We start from the raw sequence: 18,278 nt of genomic DNA, 5'->3' as shown, positions 1-18,278 counted from the left end.
AATGCCGGCTTACACCCTGGCCGAACGCGAGGACGGCACCCGTTTCTGGATCAATCCAGAGGATCTTTATGTGTCGCGCGGCATAGTGAGCGGCGACTGGGAATGCCGCGAGACCGCCTTCGTGCGCGCCACGGTCAAACCGGGAATGACTGCCGTCGACATCGGCGCCAACCTTGGCTGGTATACGGTGCATCTGGCGCATCTGGTTGGCGAGACCGGCACCATCGTAGCGTTCGAGCCGCGCGAGGATATTCATCACCATCTGTGCAGGACGGTGGCGGCCAACAACCTGGCCAATGTCACCGTTCACGCTTATGCGCTCGGCTCCGCCGAGGGCCGGCATCAATTGCGCTGGCGGGCAAACGACGACAATCCGGGCAGCACGCATCTGTCACCCCGAGGCGTTCTGGATGCACCTGAACCGGAAACCTTCCGCTACCAGGCAACCACCGTGCGGACACTTGACGCGGTCGTCCAATCGCCGGTCGATTTCATCAAGATCGACGTTGAAGGCGCCGAGAAACTCGTCTTCGACGGCGCCAGACGCATCCTGACGCAGGACAGGCCCATCATCCTGTCCGAACTTCGGCCACGCCTGCTGCTGCAAATCTCGGGCATCGGCATCGATGCCTATCTCTCATATCTGCGGGCGATGGACTACCGCGTTCACGAGATTGGCTGGGATGGCGGGATCAGCCGCGAATTGACCGCCTGGCCGTATGGCGAGCAACAGGACCACATCAACGTCGCCCTGTTACCCATTGACGCAAAAGGCGGGCTTTCGACGTGATCTTCACGGCGCGCGAATGACCATGCCGAACAACTTCCGGCAACTTCACGCATACCGCCTGATTTCATCAATCCCGATACAGTCTATTTTCGCAATCTTAACCCCGGCGAGACTAGGAAAGGTGCTGAAAACGAGCTTCAACCCTGGTTTTATCAAGGGTTCCGGCGGCACCAGGAGGACAAGGCCTTGACCGCTTCGACAAGAACGAATGACTGCGAAGTGGCCGTTATCGGCGCCGGGCCCTTCGGGCTGGGCGTTGCCTCGGGCCTGAGGGCCGCCGAGGTCGACGTCCGGGCCTTCGGCAGCCCGATGGGCTTCTGGCGCGACAACATGCCGAGGGGCATGCGGCTGCGCTCGCCCTGGCGGGCCACCTATATCGGCAACCCGGATGGCCCCCTGTCGCTTGATTCCTATGGCCAGCAGGTGGCGCTTCGGGAGCCGTTGATGCTGGAGAATTTCGTCGACTACGGATTGTGGGTTCAGGCCAAGGCGCTTCCCGATCTCGATACACGCATGGTGCGCCGTGTCGAAAAGACGGGCGCCGGATTTCGCCTCAACCTCGCCGATGGCGATGCCGTTCATGCGGGCCGCGTCGTCGTTGCCATGGGCCTGAAGAACCAGCAGCTGGTGCCGGCCGTGTTCAACGGCCTGCCTCCCGAATTGGTCAGCCACACCAGCGATCACACCGGATTCGAGGCCTATCGCGGCAAGCGTGTCGCCGTGATCGGGCGCGGGCAAAGCGCTTGCGAGTCCGCAGTCATGCTGAGAAAGGCCGGGGCGGACGTCGAACTGGTCTGCCGGGGCGACATTCACTGGCTAGGCGAACCGTCCAAAAGCGGCGGCCAAAGCTTGCGTGGCACCATCTCGGGGCTGCTGGCGTCACCCTCGCGGGTCGGCCCGTTCCCTGTGTCCTGGATGATCGAGGCTCCCGGCCTCGTGCATGGGTTGCCAGTGGCGACGCGCGACTGGGTCAACACCAAGGGCCTCAAGGCCGGCGCAACGGCCTGGCTGCTGCCGGATTTCCAGGGCATTCCGGTCAACGCCGGCCGCACGATTGTTGCTGCGACCGCCAAAGGGTCCCGCATCGAATTGAAATTCGACCAGGGGGCTTCGACTTTCGATCACGTCCTGCTGGCCACCGGCTACCGCATCGACATCGGCAAGCTCGGACTCTTCGCGCCTGAATTCCTTGAGACGATCACCCGCCAGAACGGCATGCCAATACTCTCGACGGGGCTGGAATCGAGCATTCCCGGCTTGCATTTCGTTGGCGCCAGCGCTGTCGCGAGCTTTGGTCCGTTGATGCGCTTCACTGCCGGCACGCCCTACGCGGCGCGCAGCGTCACCCGCCTCATCCAGCGCGCAAGAAGCAGGACCGGGCAACGCGCGACGGTGAAACTGAGCGCGGCCTCGATGTCGGCCAAATCCCACTAGGCTTCACCGGCGGGTCTCGCGGCCCGCTCGGTCAGGCAATGGCCAATGAAATGAAATGCAAGGTGCTTCGACCTTGCGAGCAACACGTGAGGACGGAGGCTTGGGGAGTTCAGGTGCAGTGCTGCTGGGTGGCGCACACGGGTCGCTCGCGCTGGCGCGCAGCCTCGGCGCCCAAAAAGTGCCTGTCGCCTATATCACCAACGATTCCCCGCTGCCGGGCTGGTCGCGATGTGTCGGCACGACGATCCGATGGCCTGGCACGCGTGATGATAACGCGCTGGCCTTTCTGCTTGAGGCCGCACAGACACACCAGTTGCAGGGATGGCTTCTTGTCCCGGCCTCCGACCCCGAGGTGCGTCTGGTTTCCGAAAACCTTGCCGCGCTTTCGTCCATCTACAGAATAGTTCTGCCGGGCTGGGATGCGCTGCAATGGGCCTGCGACAAGCCGCTTCTCTACAAGCGGGCGGCGGACCTGGGGCTGGCCATTCCCAAGACCTATGACATCGCGCCGTCGCTCGATCAGGCTGATATCCCGGAACTGACCTTCCCCGTGGTTTTGAAGCCGCACATGGGCGGCGGCAACAGCCGCATTGCCAAGGCCAAGGTTGTCCGGGCCGATGACGCGGCGTCCTTCCTGTCCGCCTATCGCGATGCCGCCGGCCAGATCGGCGGCGAGAATGTCGTCGTGCAGGAACTCATTCCAGGCGGCGGCGAAAGCCAGTTCTCCTATGCCGCACTTTGGAGCGAAGGCAAGCCGGTCGCCGAGTTCACGGTGCGCCGCACCAGGCAGTTTCCGGTCGACTTCGGCTACACCAGCACCTTCGTAGAGGTTGTCGACGAGCCCCGCGCCGTCATCGCTGCCCGCGCCTTGCTGGCGTCGATCGGCCACAGCGGGCTGGTCGAGGTCGAGTTCAAGCACGACAGCCGCGACGGCACGCTGAAACTGCTCGACGTCAATCCGCGCCCCTGGTCCTGGTTCGGGCTTTGCGCGTCGGCCGGCGTCGACTTGGGTGGCATGCTGTGGGAGACGGCGAACGGCCGGGCCAGTTCGGCGTCCGCGCCGCGCCTCGGCACGGCCTGGATGTACCTTGCCCGCGACGCGATTTCATCGATGCGGCTGATGCTGCGCGGCGGCCTCGGCCTCATGGCCTATCTCAGGTCTTTCGCGTCGGTCAGGTCCTGGGCGGCGTTTGCGTGGAACGATCCGCTGCCGGGCCTGATCGACCTGCCGCTGACGGCCTGGCGGGTGCTGACAAAGCGGCTGTTGAAAAAGATCATTAGCCGGCGCTGAGGTTCCGTCGACGCTGCCATCAAGCCATGATCGACATCCGCCTTGTTAGGAAGGCCGATATTCGAAAGCCGCGTAGTCGATGGTCCGAACCGCATCGAGAAAATGCGGCATCGGCGGCGTAACGAGCCGCTCGAAAACCCCGGTGTCGCGGATCGCCGGCCGAGCCCAGTCGATGGCGCTGTGGCTCGAACTGCCATAGACGACAAAGCAGCGCCGCCGGTGCCGCGCCAGCGATGCCACGAGGTTGCTCAGCACGACATCGAACACATCCTTGGAAAACGGATTGTAGAAATAGACCAGCAGCGGTGTCTCAGGAAATTCATAGGCGGCGGCATCGGCCTCGACAACGCTGAGCGCACGGCATTTCTGCGCCGGGCTCTTGTAGCGCTCGATGTTGCGCTTTGCGATCGCGACCAGCTCCCGCGCGAACTCGACGCCGACAATCGACGCGAACGGATAATGCGAGGCAAGCAGCAGCGTGCGTGATTTTCCCGAGCCGATGTCGATGAATGTATAGTCGCCGAGATCGGCCGGCAGGCTGTTCATGATGAAGGCGAAGGATTTTGGCGATGTGCAGACGCACTCATTGCCCTCGTCCCGATGCGGGCCGACGACATCGAGCCCGTCGAGCCGTATCGACCCCGCCGTATCGACCCCATTGTCGCGGTCCCATTTGCGGGCCAGCCGGTCGGCGATGAGGTAACGGATGTTGCGGGCGACAAAACGGCTGCTCTCGCCAATGCCGTGCCGGCGGACAAGCCGAAACGGCTCGAGAATGCCACGCTGCCGGACAAGATCAAGCGCCCGCCCGAAGCGGCCCGTCGAGCGGTCCTGAAGGTCGGGGCGGGGCGTGTCACGGTCCATTGCGGAGAAGCTCCAGTCAGGCGGTCGGGATGATGTGGCAGGATTTCTCCTCGCTATCGGACGGCGGTGCGACCGCAGTTGGCCCTAGAATGGCCCCTGCCGGTAACGGCAGGCGTGAGATGCCATATATTGTCTCATTCTTTGTCTTTAAAATCTCATTTCAGTTTCGGTCGAATGAAGCGAATGTCGGCCTGCCGCACCGGCCAGCTATTTCTGCTCCGACGACCATGGGAAATTCACATACTGGTCGCGGCTGTCATAGCAGATGTTGCCATACATCTTGAGGTAGGCGTCTCGGCGCACAGGGTCCGCGTAAACGGAAGCTGGGTCAATCAGATCTGCCTCGTACTGCGCGAGATTGACGCTCGTCAGCGCTATCGGAAGAATGTCCATCGCTTGCGGAATGCTTTTTCCTTCGAGCCAGTCGGCCGCGAACTGACCCATGGCGTATCCGAAGACGGGCGAGGATAGAGAAATGCTCGCCTTGTAAGGGCTGGTCGCTTTCCTGATCTCGGAAACCGCCTCCGCCTCGCCGTCAATTCCGCCGAGGAACTGGTCGGGGCGGTCCTTGCCCGCCGCGCGCAATGCTTCGAGTGCGCCAAGCACCACGGCATCGCCACCGAGCACAACGTCTACATCCGGGTTGGCAAGAAGGATGGTCTGCATGGTGGCAAACCCGCCCTGCTTGGTAACCGGCTTCGGCGCGATATCGGCGACGATCGTCACGCCCGGCATCGCATTCAGGCCATCGCGCATGGCCGCGAAACGGGGCGCCAGAAACTCCATTGTGTCCTGGGTCAAAAGCACAACCTTGGCCTTCCCGCCAAGCCTGGTCTTGATATGCGCGATGGCGGCGTCGGTCAGCACCTTGCCCGTCCGATATTGCGGAGCATTGAGCAGCAACGTCGCAGGCGGAGGCACGATCGTACCAACGAATGCTCCTGACCAGATTGCCTGCTGAAGCGAGGGGCTGAAGGCAGCCGGGTCTGGAGAGGTTGCGACCATGGCGCCAGCCTTCCCGGCAACGAGAGATTGAACCTCGGATATCGCCTTCCCCACATCATTTTCAGCCAGGATTCTTCGATACTCCAAGCCGCGATTCTTCGCGGCCAAGGACAGGCCATGATCGACACCTTGCAAGAAATCGCGGTCGTTTTCCTGCACATACGCCAGGACTTTTTTGAGATCTGGTGGAGCGCTGCAAGAGGGGGCATTCGGATCGAAGGCGGCAAACACGGTCCGCTGCGTAACGCCGGCTGGTCCGCTCTGCGCGCTCGCGAGCGTGAGACCGCTCGCGCTGACAATCATAAATAGCGCCAGCGCTGAACCAACCCGCCGCCGGGGCATAATTCTATCTGGACCAGACACGTTTTATCCCTCCGACATCGACCGCCAAGTGGTGACGACGATCGCGTCAGCCATTGTTGTCACGTTGCAGCCGGTTTTTCACCTGCGATCGCGGTCGACTATGCGCCGGTAGCACGCCGGGGTTTTGTCGAAAACACCAAATGAGCAGCGGTTCCGGGTGCGAGATTTCTATACTCCATCTTGGCGCCCAGGCTGACGCACATGGCGTTGATGATCCTGCCGCCGACCCCGGTTCCCTTCGCGGGCGCACCCTCGGCTCTTCCGACGCCGTCGTCCTCCACCACCAGTTCCGCTTGCTCGTCCGTCAGCTTGGCGAGCCGGACACGGATCTCTCCGACGCCATCCGGATAGGCATACTTGAAGGCGTTTGTGACGAGTTCGGTAACGACCACGCCGAGGTTGATGCTCGTATCCGTCTCAAGCTCGATCGGGTCGATTTCATAGGACAAGCTCACGCCATGGATCTGGCTGCGCAGCGAGGTCCTCAGGTGATCGAGCAATCCGGTCAAGTATTCATCGAGGGCAACGGAGCGGACATCGGACGAGCCGTACAGCCGCCGGTGCACCAGCGAGATCGCGAAGATGCGGTCCTGCGTCTCGGCGAGCGCATCCTTGGAAGCACGGTCCGCGACGGCTTTCGACTGGAGGTTCACCAGCGACGAGACAAGGGCCAGGCTGTTTGCAACCCTGTGGTTGACTTCCGACAGCAACACTTCTGCCCGGTCGCGCGCCTTTGCCAGATCCTGCGTGCGCGTGGCAACGCGCTGTTCCAGCGCGCTGTTGAGTTCGTTGACCTCGTCACGCGTCTCGCGAAGTTCCCTTGTGTAGCGGGCGGCGCCATAGGCCGCGCCCGCAACCACGGCGACGATAACCAGCCCGCCGATCGCGGAGACGAGCCGCAGCCACCCGCTATTGGCACGCTGCTCGGCAACGCCGGATGTCAGCCGGTCATCCGCTCGCCCGATGATCCCCGAGAAGAACACATTGGCTTCGTCGGTCAGGGCCTTGCCTCGGTTGGTGCGGAACATCGCCAATATCTCGGCGTCGCGTTGGTCGCGCTTGAGGGCTATCGTCTGGTCAAGCTCATCGAATTTCGTGGCAATGATCGCCGACAGCCTCTGCAATGTGGATTCGGAATTGGGGTAGGCCGTCAGCAAGGTTTGCAGCGCCTGCATATGGCGTTGTGCCTGGGCCTTCGCCGTTTGGTAAGGACCGAGGTAGATCTCGTTGCCGGTAATGACGAAGCCGCGCTCGCTCGCCTCCGCTGTCTGCATCGCATTTCTCAACTCAACGGCCGCCACCCGGGTGTCGCGGGCCGCGATCGCGTCATCGAAATAGGATTGTGCTCGTTGGCCCAGCCAGAAGTTCGTGGCCACGATAGCCGTCAGGGCCAAGAATCCTATCAGCAGTGACGCGGATGTGAATCGGACAAGGTTGCGGCTGGATACGGGCATCGGCGCATTCCTGCCCGATTTTCAGCGCCCGCGCCATCATCTCGTAAAGTGATGTGTGAAGCCGAACGGATTTGTCGGTCCGACGGCACTGGCGCGCCGTGCCAGGTGATGATGAGAACTACGTCTACGCTATAGCCCTCCTTTAAGTCAGTTCGAATCCCGCTTTTGCCGCCATTCTATCTACGTCTCAATAACTATCGGATATCATTCCGTTTTTAGAATATAGCTTTTGCCCGGTCACCATTCCGGTGCCCCAAAAAGTTTTGCTGGGGGCAATTATACCTTGGCGGCAACGGTGGGTTGCGTGCCTATTGTTTCGGTGCAAAGGTCCCTGCGGATTCTGGGGGACGAATTTATGCGGAATGCCTGCGTAGCTATGGCGGCGATGCTGACAATTAGCGGTTGTGCGATGACACTTCCTGTAAAAGGCCAATCAGGCGATGGGTCGGAGACCTTCACTGGGTCTGCAACGGGTCAAATCGACGGAGCTGGAACGCTATCGATTGTGAGTAATCGGGGCCGCACTTGCAAAGGTGACTTCGTATATACGACCAACCGCGAGGGTAGCGGCACGTTCACATGCAGCGACGGCAAGAGCGGACCCTTCACGTTCGTCTCGACGGGCACTCGCGGCACAGGCTCAGGAACACTTGGCGGCAAGCCCTTCACGTTTTCGTTCGGCTAATCGATCGAATCGCCAATACTTCAGGGCACCTGGTTACAGCAGACCTTGCGAACATAGGTGTTGCCGTTGGTCGAGTACGCGTCAGTCGGGATGGCACCTCTAGCTTTCATTTCGTCGGCGAGGCTTTTTGCCATTGGCTCTGCAAAAGTGTCTCTAAGGGTGATTGCGAACCAGCCGTTGGTAACGAGGTATGCCGAGAGTGGTACAGGTGCCGAGCGAACGTAAGATTCGGCTTCGGCGAGATTGTCGAAACTTTTGACCTGGACATGGAACTGGCCAAAAGGCCCGCTGTCGTACTGGTCAACGTGGACCCAGGTATCGTGCATATAACCGACCTGATTTCCCGACTGGACTCGATACCAGCGACCGCTGTTTCCGAGAATGGCGACGGCGCTCCCGTTTCTCAGCACTGCTATACTTGCCGACTTTCCATCCGGCTGTGCCTTAATGGGAGCGGACCCCTTCCGATGACCGATGCGGCCGGAGTGAGCTGCAGGAATGGCAAGTGATGGATTGTCGGGTGACGGCGACGAAGATGCGACTTGTGGCGGAGACGGCGCTTGAGGCGATGCGGGCGGAGATGGTGTTTGATCGGCAGCCTGTTGGCCAGCCGCTCCAGGCGCCGGCGTGACGACCCTGTATCGCTCCATCTCGCTCTTGGAGAGATACCGTATGTCGTCGCTGTCATATTGGAGGGAAAGCTGGAGCAGTGCTGGGTCTACGCCCATTTCGATCATATAGGTTATGGTGTCGGCGGTCATCTGTTGGATGCCAGATACGGCGTCCTCGGTGTTTAGCGCCAAATCCCCGCTAAATGATGACTTATGAACGCCAATGGACCCTGGCTCCGCAAATCGCAGGACGCCCCCGAGGAACGCCAGTGAGCAGGCCGAAGCACATTCAACAGCCCGAAACTGGATCGTGCTGAGGCCTAGTCTACGAATAAGCCGTCCAAGATCGATCGCTTTTTGAATATTGCCGCCCGGCGATTGGAACGTGACGGCGACTGCGGCACTGGATCGCGCCAGTGCATCGAAGGCCGACAAATCGTCCTGATATGCAAAATCGCCCGTTACAAAAATGTAGTGGAGTCCGCCGTCAGTTTGCCTCGCTGTTGATTTTCACTGAGAACTGACCCGGCATTTCCACCGAGATTTGACCCGCCTCTCATGTATGTTTCGGTTCGGGGTTGAGGGTCAAGGTTCTGGCTTTCTCCTTCGCTTTTTTGGGTTCGTGTGCGGAGCTGTTCTTGAAGCGGAAGCTGTCGTTTCCGGTTTCCAGGATGTGGCAATGATGGGTGAGCCTGTCGAGAAGGGCGGTTGTCATCTTGGCGTCGCCGAAGACACTCGCCCACTCGCTGAAGCTGAGGTTTGTTGTGATGATGACGCTGGTGCGCTCGTAGAGTTTGCTCAGCAGATGGAAGAGCAATGCTCCACCTGATGCACTGAACGGCAGATAGCCAAGTTCGTCCAAGATCACGAGATCGGAATGCACGAGGCGATTGGCGATCTGGCCGGATCTCCCCTGAGCTTTCTCCTGTTCCAGCGCATTGACCAGTTCGACCGTCGAGAAGAAGCGAACCCGCTTGTGATGATGCTCGATGGCCTGCACGCCAAGCGCGGTGGCAATATGGGTCTTGCCTGTGCCGGGGCCGCCGACCAGCACAATGTTGTGGGCCTCATCGACGAACTCGCAACGATGAAGCTGCCGCACGAGTGCCTCGTTGATCTCGCTGCTGGCGAAGTCAAAGCCGTTGAGATCGCGATAGGCTGGAAAGCGTGCGATCTTGAGCTGATAGGCTGTCGATCTGACCTCGCGTTCCGCCGTCTCGGCCTTGAGCAGTTGCGAAAGGATCGGAATGGCGGCTTCAAACGCTGGCGCTCCCTGTTCGGTGAGTTCGCCCACAGCTTGCGCCATGCCGTGCATCTTCAGGCTCCGGAGCATGATGACGATTGCGCCGCTGGCAGGGTTATGACGCATGGCGCACCTCCAGGGCCTTCCTCAAAGCATCGTAGCGTTCGACATTTGCTTTCGGCTCATTGGTGAGCGTCAAAGCCTGGGGGGCGCTGATGGTCGGGGGCGTGAGCGATTTGCCGTCGACGAGCCGATGGAGAAGGTTGAGCACATGGGTCTTGGTTGGAACACCGGCTTCCAACGCCATCTCCACGGCCAGGAGCACGGCCTGCTCGTCGTGTTGCAGGACAAGTGCCAGGATCTCGACCATCTCGCGATCGCCGCCCGGCTTCTTGAGCAAATGCTGCTGCAAATTCCTGAATGCATCGGGAAGTTCAGCAAACGGTGCTCCGTTGCGGAGGGCGCCTGGCTTGCGCTGTACGACCGCGAGATAGTGCCGCCAGTCATAGACCGTCTGTCCGGGCCGATCATGCGATCGATCGATGATGCGGCGATGCTCGCACACGATTAGCCCCTCCGCGGCGACAACGACACGATCTGGATAGACCCGAAGGCTCACGGGCCGATTGGCAAACGACGCCGGAACGCTGTAGCGGTTGCGCTCCAGATGCACGAGGCAGGTTGGAGAGACCCGCTTGGTGTATTCGACAAAGCCGTCGAAGAGACGGGACGCCGGCATGAGAGCCTGGGCTTCCTCGGCCCAGATATCGGCAATGGTGCCGCGCATTTTTCCATGCGGGGTCTTGTGCCAAAACTCTTGGCATCGAAGCTCCAGCCAGTCGTTCAGGGCTTCCAGGGATGGAAAGCGTGGAATCGGTTGAAAGAACCGGTGACGCGCATCCTGCACATTCTTCTCGACCTGTCCCTTCTCCCAGCCAGAGGCCGGATTGCAGAACTCAGGCTCGTAGAGGTAGTGGCTGGCCATGGCCATGAAGCGGACATTGACGTCGCGCTCCTTGCCGTGGCCGACCTTGTCGATCGCTGTGCGCATATTGTCGTAGATGCCGCGCCGGGGAACGCCGCCAAAGACACGGAAGGCATGATTATGGGCGTCGAACAGCATCTCATGCGTCTGCAACAGATAGGCCCGGACGATAAAGGCCCTGGAGTAGCTGAGCTTGGTATGCGCCACCTGCAGCTTGGTGCGTTCATGGCCGATGATCGCCCAGTCCTCGGACCAGTCGAACTGGAACGCTTCACCAGGATCGAACGAAAGCGGCACGAATGTCCCGCGTCCAGTCGTTTGTAATTCCCTCTGCAGATCAGCCTTCCACTCCCGAGCGAAAGCCGCAACACGACCGTATGACCCCTCATAGCCAAGGCTCAGCAGATCGGCATGAAGCTGCTTGATCGTGCGTTTCTGTTTGCGGTTCTTGTTGGCCTCCGTCCTCAGCCAGGCTGACAAGCGGTCGGCAAATGCGTCAAGCCTGCTCGGCCGCTCTGGAGCCTTGAACTTCGGCTCCACCTCGTCCACCCGTAGATATTTGCGCACCGTATTCCGAGACAGGCCGGTCCTGCGGCTAATCTCTCGGATCGATAAATGTTCTCGATAATGCCAGCGTCGGATCACGCTCAATAATGCCATGTCGATCACTCCGTAATCCCCGCTGAAAAAACGCAGGGTAAGGGTCAAACATGGGTCAATTCTCGGTGGAAATATCCTGGGTTGCCGGGTCAGTTCTCAGTGGCAATCAACAATGAAGCGCTAGATTGAAGATTTACGCCGCAAAGTGCCGGCGCCCTGACGTGCAACGAAGCTAACGCCAGATGATCCCCAGCGCACCATGACTTCGCGCCCTGTTCGCTCCTGGGAGCAGGGAGGGACTTGATCACGAGCCGTATAGGTCGCGGTAAGATTTCTTAAAAAAATGCGAATGGCTTCTACAAAGAAGAAATCATCCGAGCAGAGCAATCACCAAGTTAGGAAACTGATAACCGGCCGAGTGCGTAATTTCAGCACAGCTAAATTAGCTGTCGAGTCAATGCAACAGGAGAGTGACATGAATTCTTTCGTGCATATCTTCGCCAGAGCTCTGGCTAGCAGTGCATTCGTCCTTGCAATTACTCTTCCCGTGAACGCAGGCGGAATTGGAGTAGGCGCTGGCGCCTCCATCGGCGGCAGCAGCGGTGTAAACGCTGGTGTTGGCGCGTCAATTGGCGGATCAGGTGGTGTCGGGGTGGGGGCCGGTGCTTCGGTTGGTGGTAGCGGCGGTGTCAACGCCGGCGCCGGTGCCAACATCGGTGGATCGAGCGGCGTCAGCGCCGGGCTCGGTGCTTCGGTCGGCGGCAGCAACGGCATCAATGCCGGGGCAGGCGCCAATGTCGGTGGCGCCGGCGGTGTGACGGCTGGGCTCGGCGCCAATGTCGGCGGCACCAGCGGTGTCGGTGTGGGTATCGGCGGTGGCACCAACCCCAGCAATCCGTCAAATCCGAGCAATCCGTCCAACCCCAGCAATCCCAGCCATCCTAGCCTGCCCGGCATCGTGGCCCAGATGTCGGACAGCAAGGTGGCGCGCAAGAAGAAGCGCTGCGCCGATGTGCTCAGCAGCGAAGGCACCTATGACCGCGACCTGCGCCAACTCTGCCTGCTGATCGCTCGCCGCTGAAGCCAAAGTATGTAATCAGGGCCCGCCGCCTGAATTTGACGGGCTTTTGTTTGCGCTGGAACATTTCCACCTCATCCAATTTAGTGCGCCGGCTCCGTCTTTCCCCAGAATACGGAGCCGGAGGGGTTGGGCTCCAACCTTCTTAGCCCGCCACCGTGCCTCAGTGGCTATTGGCTGCCCGTCACGTAGGCCGCCTCGTCCGAAGGCAAGAACGGCGGGAAGGCGGCCGCGTCGTACGGTGCGCCCAAGCGTTGCAGCGCGGCTCGCTGGCTGATGTCGCTCAGCCGCGACAGCCCGGCACGCTTGAGAATCGCCTGAGGGTGGCGGACGAGACGCCGACGGCTACGTCGATGTGAATGCCGGTCCAACCGTGCCGCCTCAGTGCCACGATGCGCTGGGCGATCGACGTCGCGGTAGCCTGTGGCATATGGATGAGCCTCGAGGAACGATCGACGATGCCGACCGCCCTTCGGCCTTTTGGTACTCGACCCCGCGAACAATCTTGGCCGCCACGTCTAGACGCGCGCTGCATGGGCTTAGCAAAGACGCCTGTCAATGGCCAATTGATCCAGCAACTGCAACATACCACGGCCTGCCGCGATCGCCGTTGCGTTGGCATCAAGTAACGCAACCGCCCGGCGGCGCGATGCTTCCTCGCCAGATGCCGCGGGGTTCAGGCCTCGGCGCGCGAAATCAGCGGTTTGCGGCCACCGAGTGTATAGGCGACGGACTCCAGGATGATGCCGTTGGTGTTGATGTCGGTGACCTCGATGCGCTTCCCGGTACGCTCGGACACTCCGGCGGAAAAACCCATTCCTTTCATCCTGGCGCGCTCCCTGACATAGGCCACGAGCTTTTGCGCGTAGTCGCCCGGCCGCGCCGCGAGCCACAGATAAGCGCCCTTGGAGTTTACCAGCCGCAGCGAGTCGGAAAGCTTTGCCGCCTTGTCGGGCGCTGAAGTCTTCAACGTGTCGACCGGGAACGTGCCGCCGTCGTTGATCAACTGGTAGCCCTGATAGGTGAAATAGGGAGGCCCGGCCATGGCGGTTTCGGAAACGCAGGTCAGGATGCCGGTTTCCTGGAAGCGTTTCATCTGGGCGGCGTAGAGGATATCCGCGATGAGGCGCCCATGCGGCGACGCGCCCAGCTCGATCTCTTCGGTCACATGAGGCTCGGTCGCGATGCGGCCGCGCTTCTGGACCTCCACGATGGTCGCGAGGGCGGCGTCCATGTCGTTGCTCGGGTCCGCGGTGGTGAAGACCGGCGCTACCGCCTCGCCCCAGAGGCTGTATCCGCGGCCCGCATAGCCGGCATAGCTGTTGTATTGTCCCGACGAAATCCTGCCGCTGTCGCTGACCACATGCATCTCGCCGTCCTTGAGGACGGAGCCGAACGACCAGTGCTGCACCAGCTTGAACACCGGGAAGGCGCCGGCCGTGTAGCTGTCCAGGATCTTGAGCGCCACCAGCAGGCGCCCGGTATCGGCACTGTCGAAGCCGTCGCGCTCGCCGCCCTTGGCGCTGAGCCGCCGCTCCGTATTTGGCAGCTTCGCTCCGGCAAACCTGAAATCACCCTCGCCGAGGAAGGCGAGGATACGATCTATCATTGTCTCGAACTGGGTCTGGTCGATGATGCGCAGGCGCTGGGCTGAAACCGCCGCCAGGATATGCGACCCGATATCCCACATGGTGATGAACGGATATCCGGTCTGCTTGCCGGATTCGATCCAGGATGTGGCAGGCGCCATGCCGTTGTAGTGCTTTGCGCCCCAGTCGAAATAGGTCCAGGCCAGCTCGGCATCGGCTCTCAGCGCTTCTTCTTCCAGCTGATGCGGTTCGGGCTTTCTCCAATCCTTCACCGACACATCGACACGGGCTTGCCTGATGCGATCCACCTTCGGCATGGGCGGGCAGACGGCTTTGTAATACTGCGCAAAATTGACCAGCGTCGTACCCGGCAAGCCGGCCATCCGGGTGATGGAATCGAGTATCACCTGCTTCTTCTCGGGGGTTTTGGCGGTGTCCGGGTGGATGCAGAAGACCGCATCGTTGTCGTCTCCGAGAAAATCGAAAACCTGTTCCTGGGAGAAATAGGGAAGGTCGCCAGTCCAGGCGGCTTCGAACTTGACGGTATTGGACACATGCAGGATGCCGCGCCTGTCGAGGCCGTTGAACCAGCGGAGCGTGCCTTTCTCGGCGGCGAACATCGGCGTTCCCGTGCCGGCCACGGCATCGAGCGTGTTGTCGTCGAAATCGTCGTTCGGCGGGATATAGGTCAGCGGCAGCGTGCCGGTGGAGCGGTAGATCTCGCTCATGCAATCCCTGATGAGGTCGACATCCTTCGCGAGCGAGTTTCCGAGCAGCTCGGACGGCGTATGATGCCAGCCATGGCCCGCGATATCGTAGCGCAGGTCCCCGAGCGTCGATCGCAGAAAGGTCTTGCTGGTCTCGTCCGCCGACAGCAGGCCCGCCTTGGGGGCCGGGATGATGGCGTTGGTGAGCGGGTAGCCGGCTTCGATGAGGCCACGCACGAAGGCCATGTGGCTCGGGTCGGTGTCGCTGTCGAGGCGCAAATCATCCACCCTGACCACGATGTAGCGCCGGTTGGCGGCGCGGCTCTGCGTATAGAGCTTCTGCGGTGTCAGGACACGCGCGGCACCGGACGAAGTGGCCGCAAGCACCGCCATGGCAACACCGGCCGCGTAGTCGGCCGCGTCAGCATTTGACAGACCGGCAAGCGCGTCAAAGGAAATTTCAACGATGATCGGGTCGATGTTGGCGGCAAGAGCCGTGATGTTCTGCGCAAGCAAGGCCGGCGCCGTGAGGACGGTCGTTGCATTGCCCGATGTGGCGGAGGTTCGCGCCGAGGCGACGGTATTCACAAGGCCGGTGTTGGTCATCCAGTAGCCCCCATCCGAAGGCTTCACGCCGGCCTTGTCGTCCTGACCGCCCGCAAGCCGAATGACGGTGCGGATGCCGGCCGACCGCATCGCCGCGGCGTCCTGGGGCGATTGCAGCGGCTGATTGGTGGTCAGCGTCAGCGCGGTGATGACGGCGGTCGACTTGTAACGGTCGAACGCATTGATCATGTGCGAGAATGCGGCCTGCATCTCGCCCGCTTGCCGCGCCTGAAGATAGGGATCGGCCAGGGCGATTTCCGTGGCATGGATCCCGAATTCGATGGCGTTCGGGGCCAGTTCCACGGACTGCCTGATCCACCTGGCGAGGCCCGAGTTGTAGCCCGGGATGTCGGCGGCATCGCCGGTCATCCTGATGGTCATGGCGATCGGCAGGCCGGCGGACGAGAAGGCGTCTGCGACAGCTCCAAGCTTGCCTGTGTCGGCGCGGGCGCCGACGCCGCTGACGATCACCATCAGCGGATTGGGCAGGCGCGCGGCGGCCGCGGCGACACCGCGACCGGCAACGGCCAGAAGCGGAATGCTGATGCCGCCGAGAAGAAGCGAACGCCGGCTTATGTTCATGCATGCCTCCTGTCGGCGTCGGGGATCGCGTAGCGCGCCGGACTGACCCAGCGGCCATCGGATTTGGCGGAGAAGGATTTGACGAGGGCGCGCAGGAAAAGCGCGGCGTCGAGAAGCCGGATGGCCGGAAAGGCGATGCCGTAGAGCATTAGGCTCGGCCGCCGCTCGATGATCGCGACGACTACGGTAAGCGCATAGTCGACGGCGAGGAACAGAGCCAGCAGGATGACCGGCGAGACCGGTCGTATCGCCAATTGGCCGATCGAGATTGCGGGGATTTCGAAGCCTGTCGTCAGATAGGCGATGGTAGCCAAGGGCAGAGTGAGGGCGAAAATCGATATGACGAGCAGTTCGGCCAGCAAGCCGCCGAGCGAAAGCCAGAAACGGCTTGGCCAGACCCCGTGCCGGCGCACCGTCTGCCAGAAGCCGAGATACCAGCGTTGCACCTGCTTGCGGTAGTCGGAGAGGTTGAACGGATCTTCCGACGAACACCGGGCTTTCGGCGTATAGGCGACGCGGCCCAGGCCTTTGCGCTGCACCTCGAAGGTCATATTGAAATCTTCTATGACAAGCCCGGGGGCCGTGATGTCGATCTGCGTCAGGGCCTGGGTGCGGTACATGCTTGCAAAGCCCGGCGCGATATAGGTCACGCTGGTCCATTTCCAGGACTGGCCATACTGGAAAGCCGTCTGCAGGATCCTGTAGAGGCGCGTCCTGTAGGCGGCAAAGAGCATATCTAGCCGCGGCAGCCGCTGATCGCGCCAGCGCGACAGGACATGGCCCGCGACGACGCAGACACCCGGATCGTCGAACAAGGGAAGAGCGTGGTCGAAATAATCCGGGTAGATCTCGGAGTCGGCATCCTGGATCAGCACGGCCTTGTACCGCTCGCAAAGGCGATAGTGCTTGATGGCCCGGTCAATGGCTTTGGCCTTGCCCCCGTTGGGCCGGATATCAAGAGCCCTGCAGCCCAGACCCCGGGCGATGGAAACCGTGGCGTCCTTCGATCCGTCGCTGGCGACATAGATCTGCCGGGCCGGGATGATCGCCTTGAGCGCGGCAATGCATTTGGGAAGCGCGATTTCTTCGTTGTGCGCGGGGATGACCACCGCGACTTCGGCGACCCCGATGGAGCGGGGACCGGCGGCGGCTTTGCGGCTGCCGAGCTCGGCGATGAAGCGCAGCAGCCCGACCGTGCACCAGAACGCGATGTTGACGCCCAGCGACGCGCTGAGCACCATCATGATCAGGTTGAGGGCGGCCGTCGTGCTCATGGCGAGGCGGGTCGCGACCGATCGCCCGAGGCCGGCGCGCTGCCGTCCCTCCTGTGCGCGGGGCCGACGGCGGCGCCAGCCTGCTTGATGCCCAGCGAGCGAAGCAGGTCCTGATAGCTCTGGCGGATGCCTGCTTCCAACGAGATGCTCGGCCGCCAGCCGAGGGCCTGCAACTTGGTCGTATCCGGCCAACGGCCGCGGTGATCGTCGATGAAATGGTCGCGAAAAACTGCCTCGCCGGCAAGGCCGGTCGCCTTTTTCAACGCGGCGAAGAGGTCGCGCACCGTGATCTGTTCGTCGCCGCCGACATTGTAAACCTCGCCGCTGACGCCCTTGTCGACTACGATGAGAAGTCCGCTCACGAGATCGTCGACGTGGAGAAAGGTGCGCGTCTGCGTCCCGTCGCCATAGATCGGCACGGGCTGGCCGGCGATAAGCCGAGTCAACATCTGCGGGATGACGCGCTGGTCCTTCGGCGACATGGCGGGACCATAGGTGTTGAAGATGCGCACGATACGCACCTCGACGCCGTATTTGCCCCCCCAGAACCGGGTCAGCGCCTCGCCGAAGCGCTTGCCCTCCTCGTAAGCGCTGCGCGGCCCGACGGGATCGACCCGCCCGACATAAGTCTCGTGCTGCGGGAAGACGTCCGGGTCGCCATAGGCCTCGGCGGTGCTCGCGAACAGGTATTTCGCCTTGCACCTGCGCGCGATCTTCAACAGGTTCAGCGTTCCGGCGGATGAGGCCATGAGCATCTGCTCGCCCAGCCGCTTGATGTTGGGAACGCCCGTGGGACAGGCGAGATTGTAGACATGGCTGTATCGACTGCGCTGCAACCGGCGGCAGATTGCCGGATCGGTGATGTCCATCTTGATGAAATCGAAGTTCAGGTGGCGCGACAGCCGGTCGACATTCGCCTGGCGACCGGTGGAGAGATTGTCGACGACATCGACATGCGCGCCCTGGTCGAGAAGGCGACGGGCTAGATTGGTCCCGAGACACCCCGCGCCGCCCGCGATAAGGCATCTGACTTCATTGCTGTTCATGCTCATCGAGCGACAATCCTCGCTTGCAACAGAAGGGAGCCGCACTCCCTCATTGTGCGCCTTCCGCATGA

The 18,278-nt window shown here is 61.5% G+C and carries 14 protein-coding genes; 4 read left to right on the top strand and 10 right to left on the bottom strand.

Annotated elements, in window-relative coordinates; genetic code table 11:
* Window position 1: 1 nt before the first annotated feature.
* From GA829_RS03530 to GA829_RS03520, 3 genes are all read left to right on the top strand, one after another.
* Entirely contained in the window at window positions 2–790 is a 789-nt protein-coding gene (locus tag GA829_RS03530) for an FkbM family methyltransferase (RefSeq protein ID WP_195177183.1), read from the top strand.
* 186 nt (window positions 791–976) lie between these two features.
* Window positions 977–2,224 (top strand): NAD(P)-binding domain-containing protein, encoded by a 1,248-nt coding sequence (locus GA829_RS03525; RefSeq protein WP_195177182.1) that lies wholly within the window; start codon window positions 977–979, stop codon window positions 2,222–2,224.
* 100 nt (window positions 2,225–2,324) lie between these two features.
* Complete coding sequence (locus GA829_RS03520) at window positions 2,325–3,515, top strand: carboxylate--amine ligase (protein WP_195177181.1); 1,191 nt, start codon at window positions 2,325–2,327, stop codon at window positions 3,513–3,515.
* Between the two features lie 45 nt (window positions 3,516–3,560).
* Here GA829_RS03520 and GA829_RS03515 read toward each other — a convergent pair whose 3' ends face one another.
* The 6 genes from GA829_RS03515 to istA all read right to left on the bottom strand — a co-directional run bounded on the left by GA829_RS03515 (window position 3,561) and on the right by istA (window position 11,385).
* The gene (locus GA829_RS03515) at window positions 3,561–4,379 is read right to left on the bottom strand and encodes a class I SAM-dependent methyltransferase (RefSeq protein ID WP_195177180.1); all 819 of its coding nucleotides are present in this window, start codon (window positions 4,377–4,379) and stop codon (window positions 3,561–3,563) included.
* Between the two features lie 207 nt (window positions 4,380–4,586).
* Window positions 4,587–5,615: a sugar ABC transporter substrate-binding protein gene (locus GA829_RS03510; RefSeq protein ID WP_258052132.1), complete on the bottom strand. Its 1,029-nt coding sequence runs from the start codon at window positions 5,613–5,615 to the stop codon at window positions 4,587–4,589.
* Between the two features lie 230 nt (window positions 5,616–5,845).
* Window positions 5,846–7,141: a sensor histidine kinase gene (locus GA829_RS03505; RefSeq protein ID WP_195177178.1), complete on the bottom strand. Its 1,296-nt coding sequence runs from the start codon at window positions 7,139–7,141 to the stop codon at window positions 5,846–5,848.
* 765 nt (window positions 7,142–7,906) lie between these two features.
* On the bottom strand, window positions 7,907–8,932 hold the full coding sequence (locus tag GA829_RS03500) for an SH3 domain-containing protein (RefSeq protein ID WP_195177177.1): 1,026 nt from the start codon (window positions 8,930–8,932) through the stop codon (window positions 7,907–7,909).
* Window positions 8,933–9,053: 121 nt separating this feature from the next.
* Window positions 9,054–9,866, bottom strand: coding sequence for an IS21-like element helper ATPase IstB (istB, locus tag GA829_RS03495; protein WP_195177033.1), 813 nt, complete (start codon window positions 9,864–9,866; stop codon window positions 9,054–9,056).
* On the bottom strand, window positions 9,856–11,385 hold the full coding sequence (gene istA / locus GA829_RS03490; protein ID WP_195179495.1) for an IS21 family transposase: 1,530 nt from the start codon (window positions 11,383–11,385) through the stop codon (window positions 9,856–9,858). Before istA ends, istB begins: the two co-directional genes overlap by 11 nt.
* Window positions 11,386–11,800: 415 nt before the next feature.
* Here istA and GA829_RS03485 point away from each other — a divergent pair, with 415 nt between their 5' ends.
* Window positions 11,801–12,406: a hypothetical protein gene (locus GA829_RS03485; RefSeq protein WP_195177176.1), complete on the top strand. Its 606-nt coding sequence runs from the start codon at window positions 11,801–11,803 to the stop codon at window positions 12,404–12,406.
* A 280-nt stretch (window positions 12,407–12,686) separates the two neighbouring features.
* On the opposite strand, the gene GA829_RS37470 is transcribed toward GA829_RS03485, so the two are convergent.
* The 4 genes from GA829_RS37470 to GA829_RS03465 all read right to left on the bottom strand — a co-directional run bounded on the left by GA829_RS37470 (window position 12,687) and on the right by GA829_RS03465 (window position 18,213).
* A complete protein-coding gene (locus tag GA829_RS37470; RefSeq protein ID WP_195177175.1) occupies window positions 12,687–12,833 on the bottom strand; it encodes a hypothetical protein in 147 nt (48 codons plus the stop codon).
* A 246-nt stretch (window positions 12,834–13,079) separates the two neighbouring features.
* Window positions 13,080–15,887 (bottom strand): DUF3131 domain-containing protein, encoded by a 2,808-nt coding sequence (locus GA829_RS03475; protein ID WP_195177174.1) that lies wholly within the window; start codon window positions 15,885–15,887, stop codon window positions 13,080–13,082.
* A complete protein-coding gene (locus GA829_RS03470; protein WP_195177173.1) occupies window positions 15,884–17,161 on the bottom strand; it encodes a glycosyltransferase family 2 protein in 1,278 nt (425 codons plus the stop codon). Before GA829_RS03470 ends, GA829_RS03475 begins: the two co-directional genes overlap by 4 nt.
* Window positions 17,158–18,213: an NAD-dependent epimerase/dehydratase family protein gene (locus GA829_RS03465; protein ID WP_195177172.1), complete on the bottom strand. Its 1,056-nt coding sequence runs from the start codon at window positions 18,211–18,213 to the stop codon at window positions 17,158–17,160. Before GA829_RS03465 ends, GA829_RS03470 begins: the two co-directional genes overlap by 4 nt.
* Window positions 18,214–18,278: the final 65 nt, after the last annotated feature.

The organism is Mesorhizobium sp. INR15 (genome assembly GCF_015500075.1).
In the GTDB taxonomy this organism is placed as follows: domain Bacteria; phylum Pseudomonadota; class Alphaproteobacteria; order Rhizobiales; family Rhizobiaceae; genus Mesorhizobium.
The sequence above is the reverse complement of the archived record's forward strand: the minus strand, read 5'-3'. Positions and strand labels throughout refer to the sequence as shown.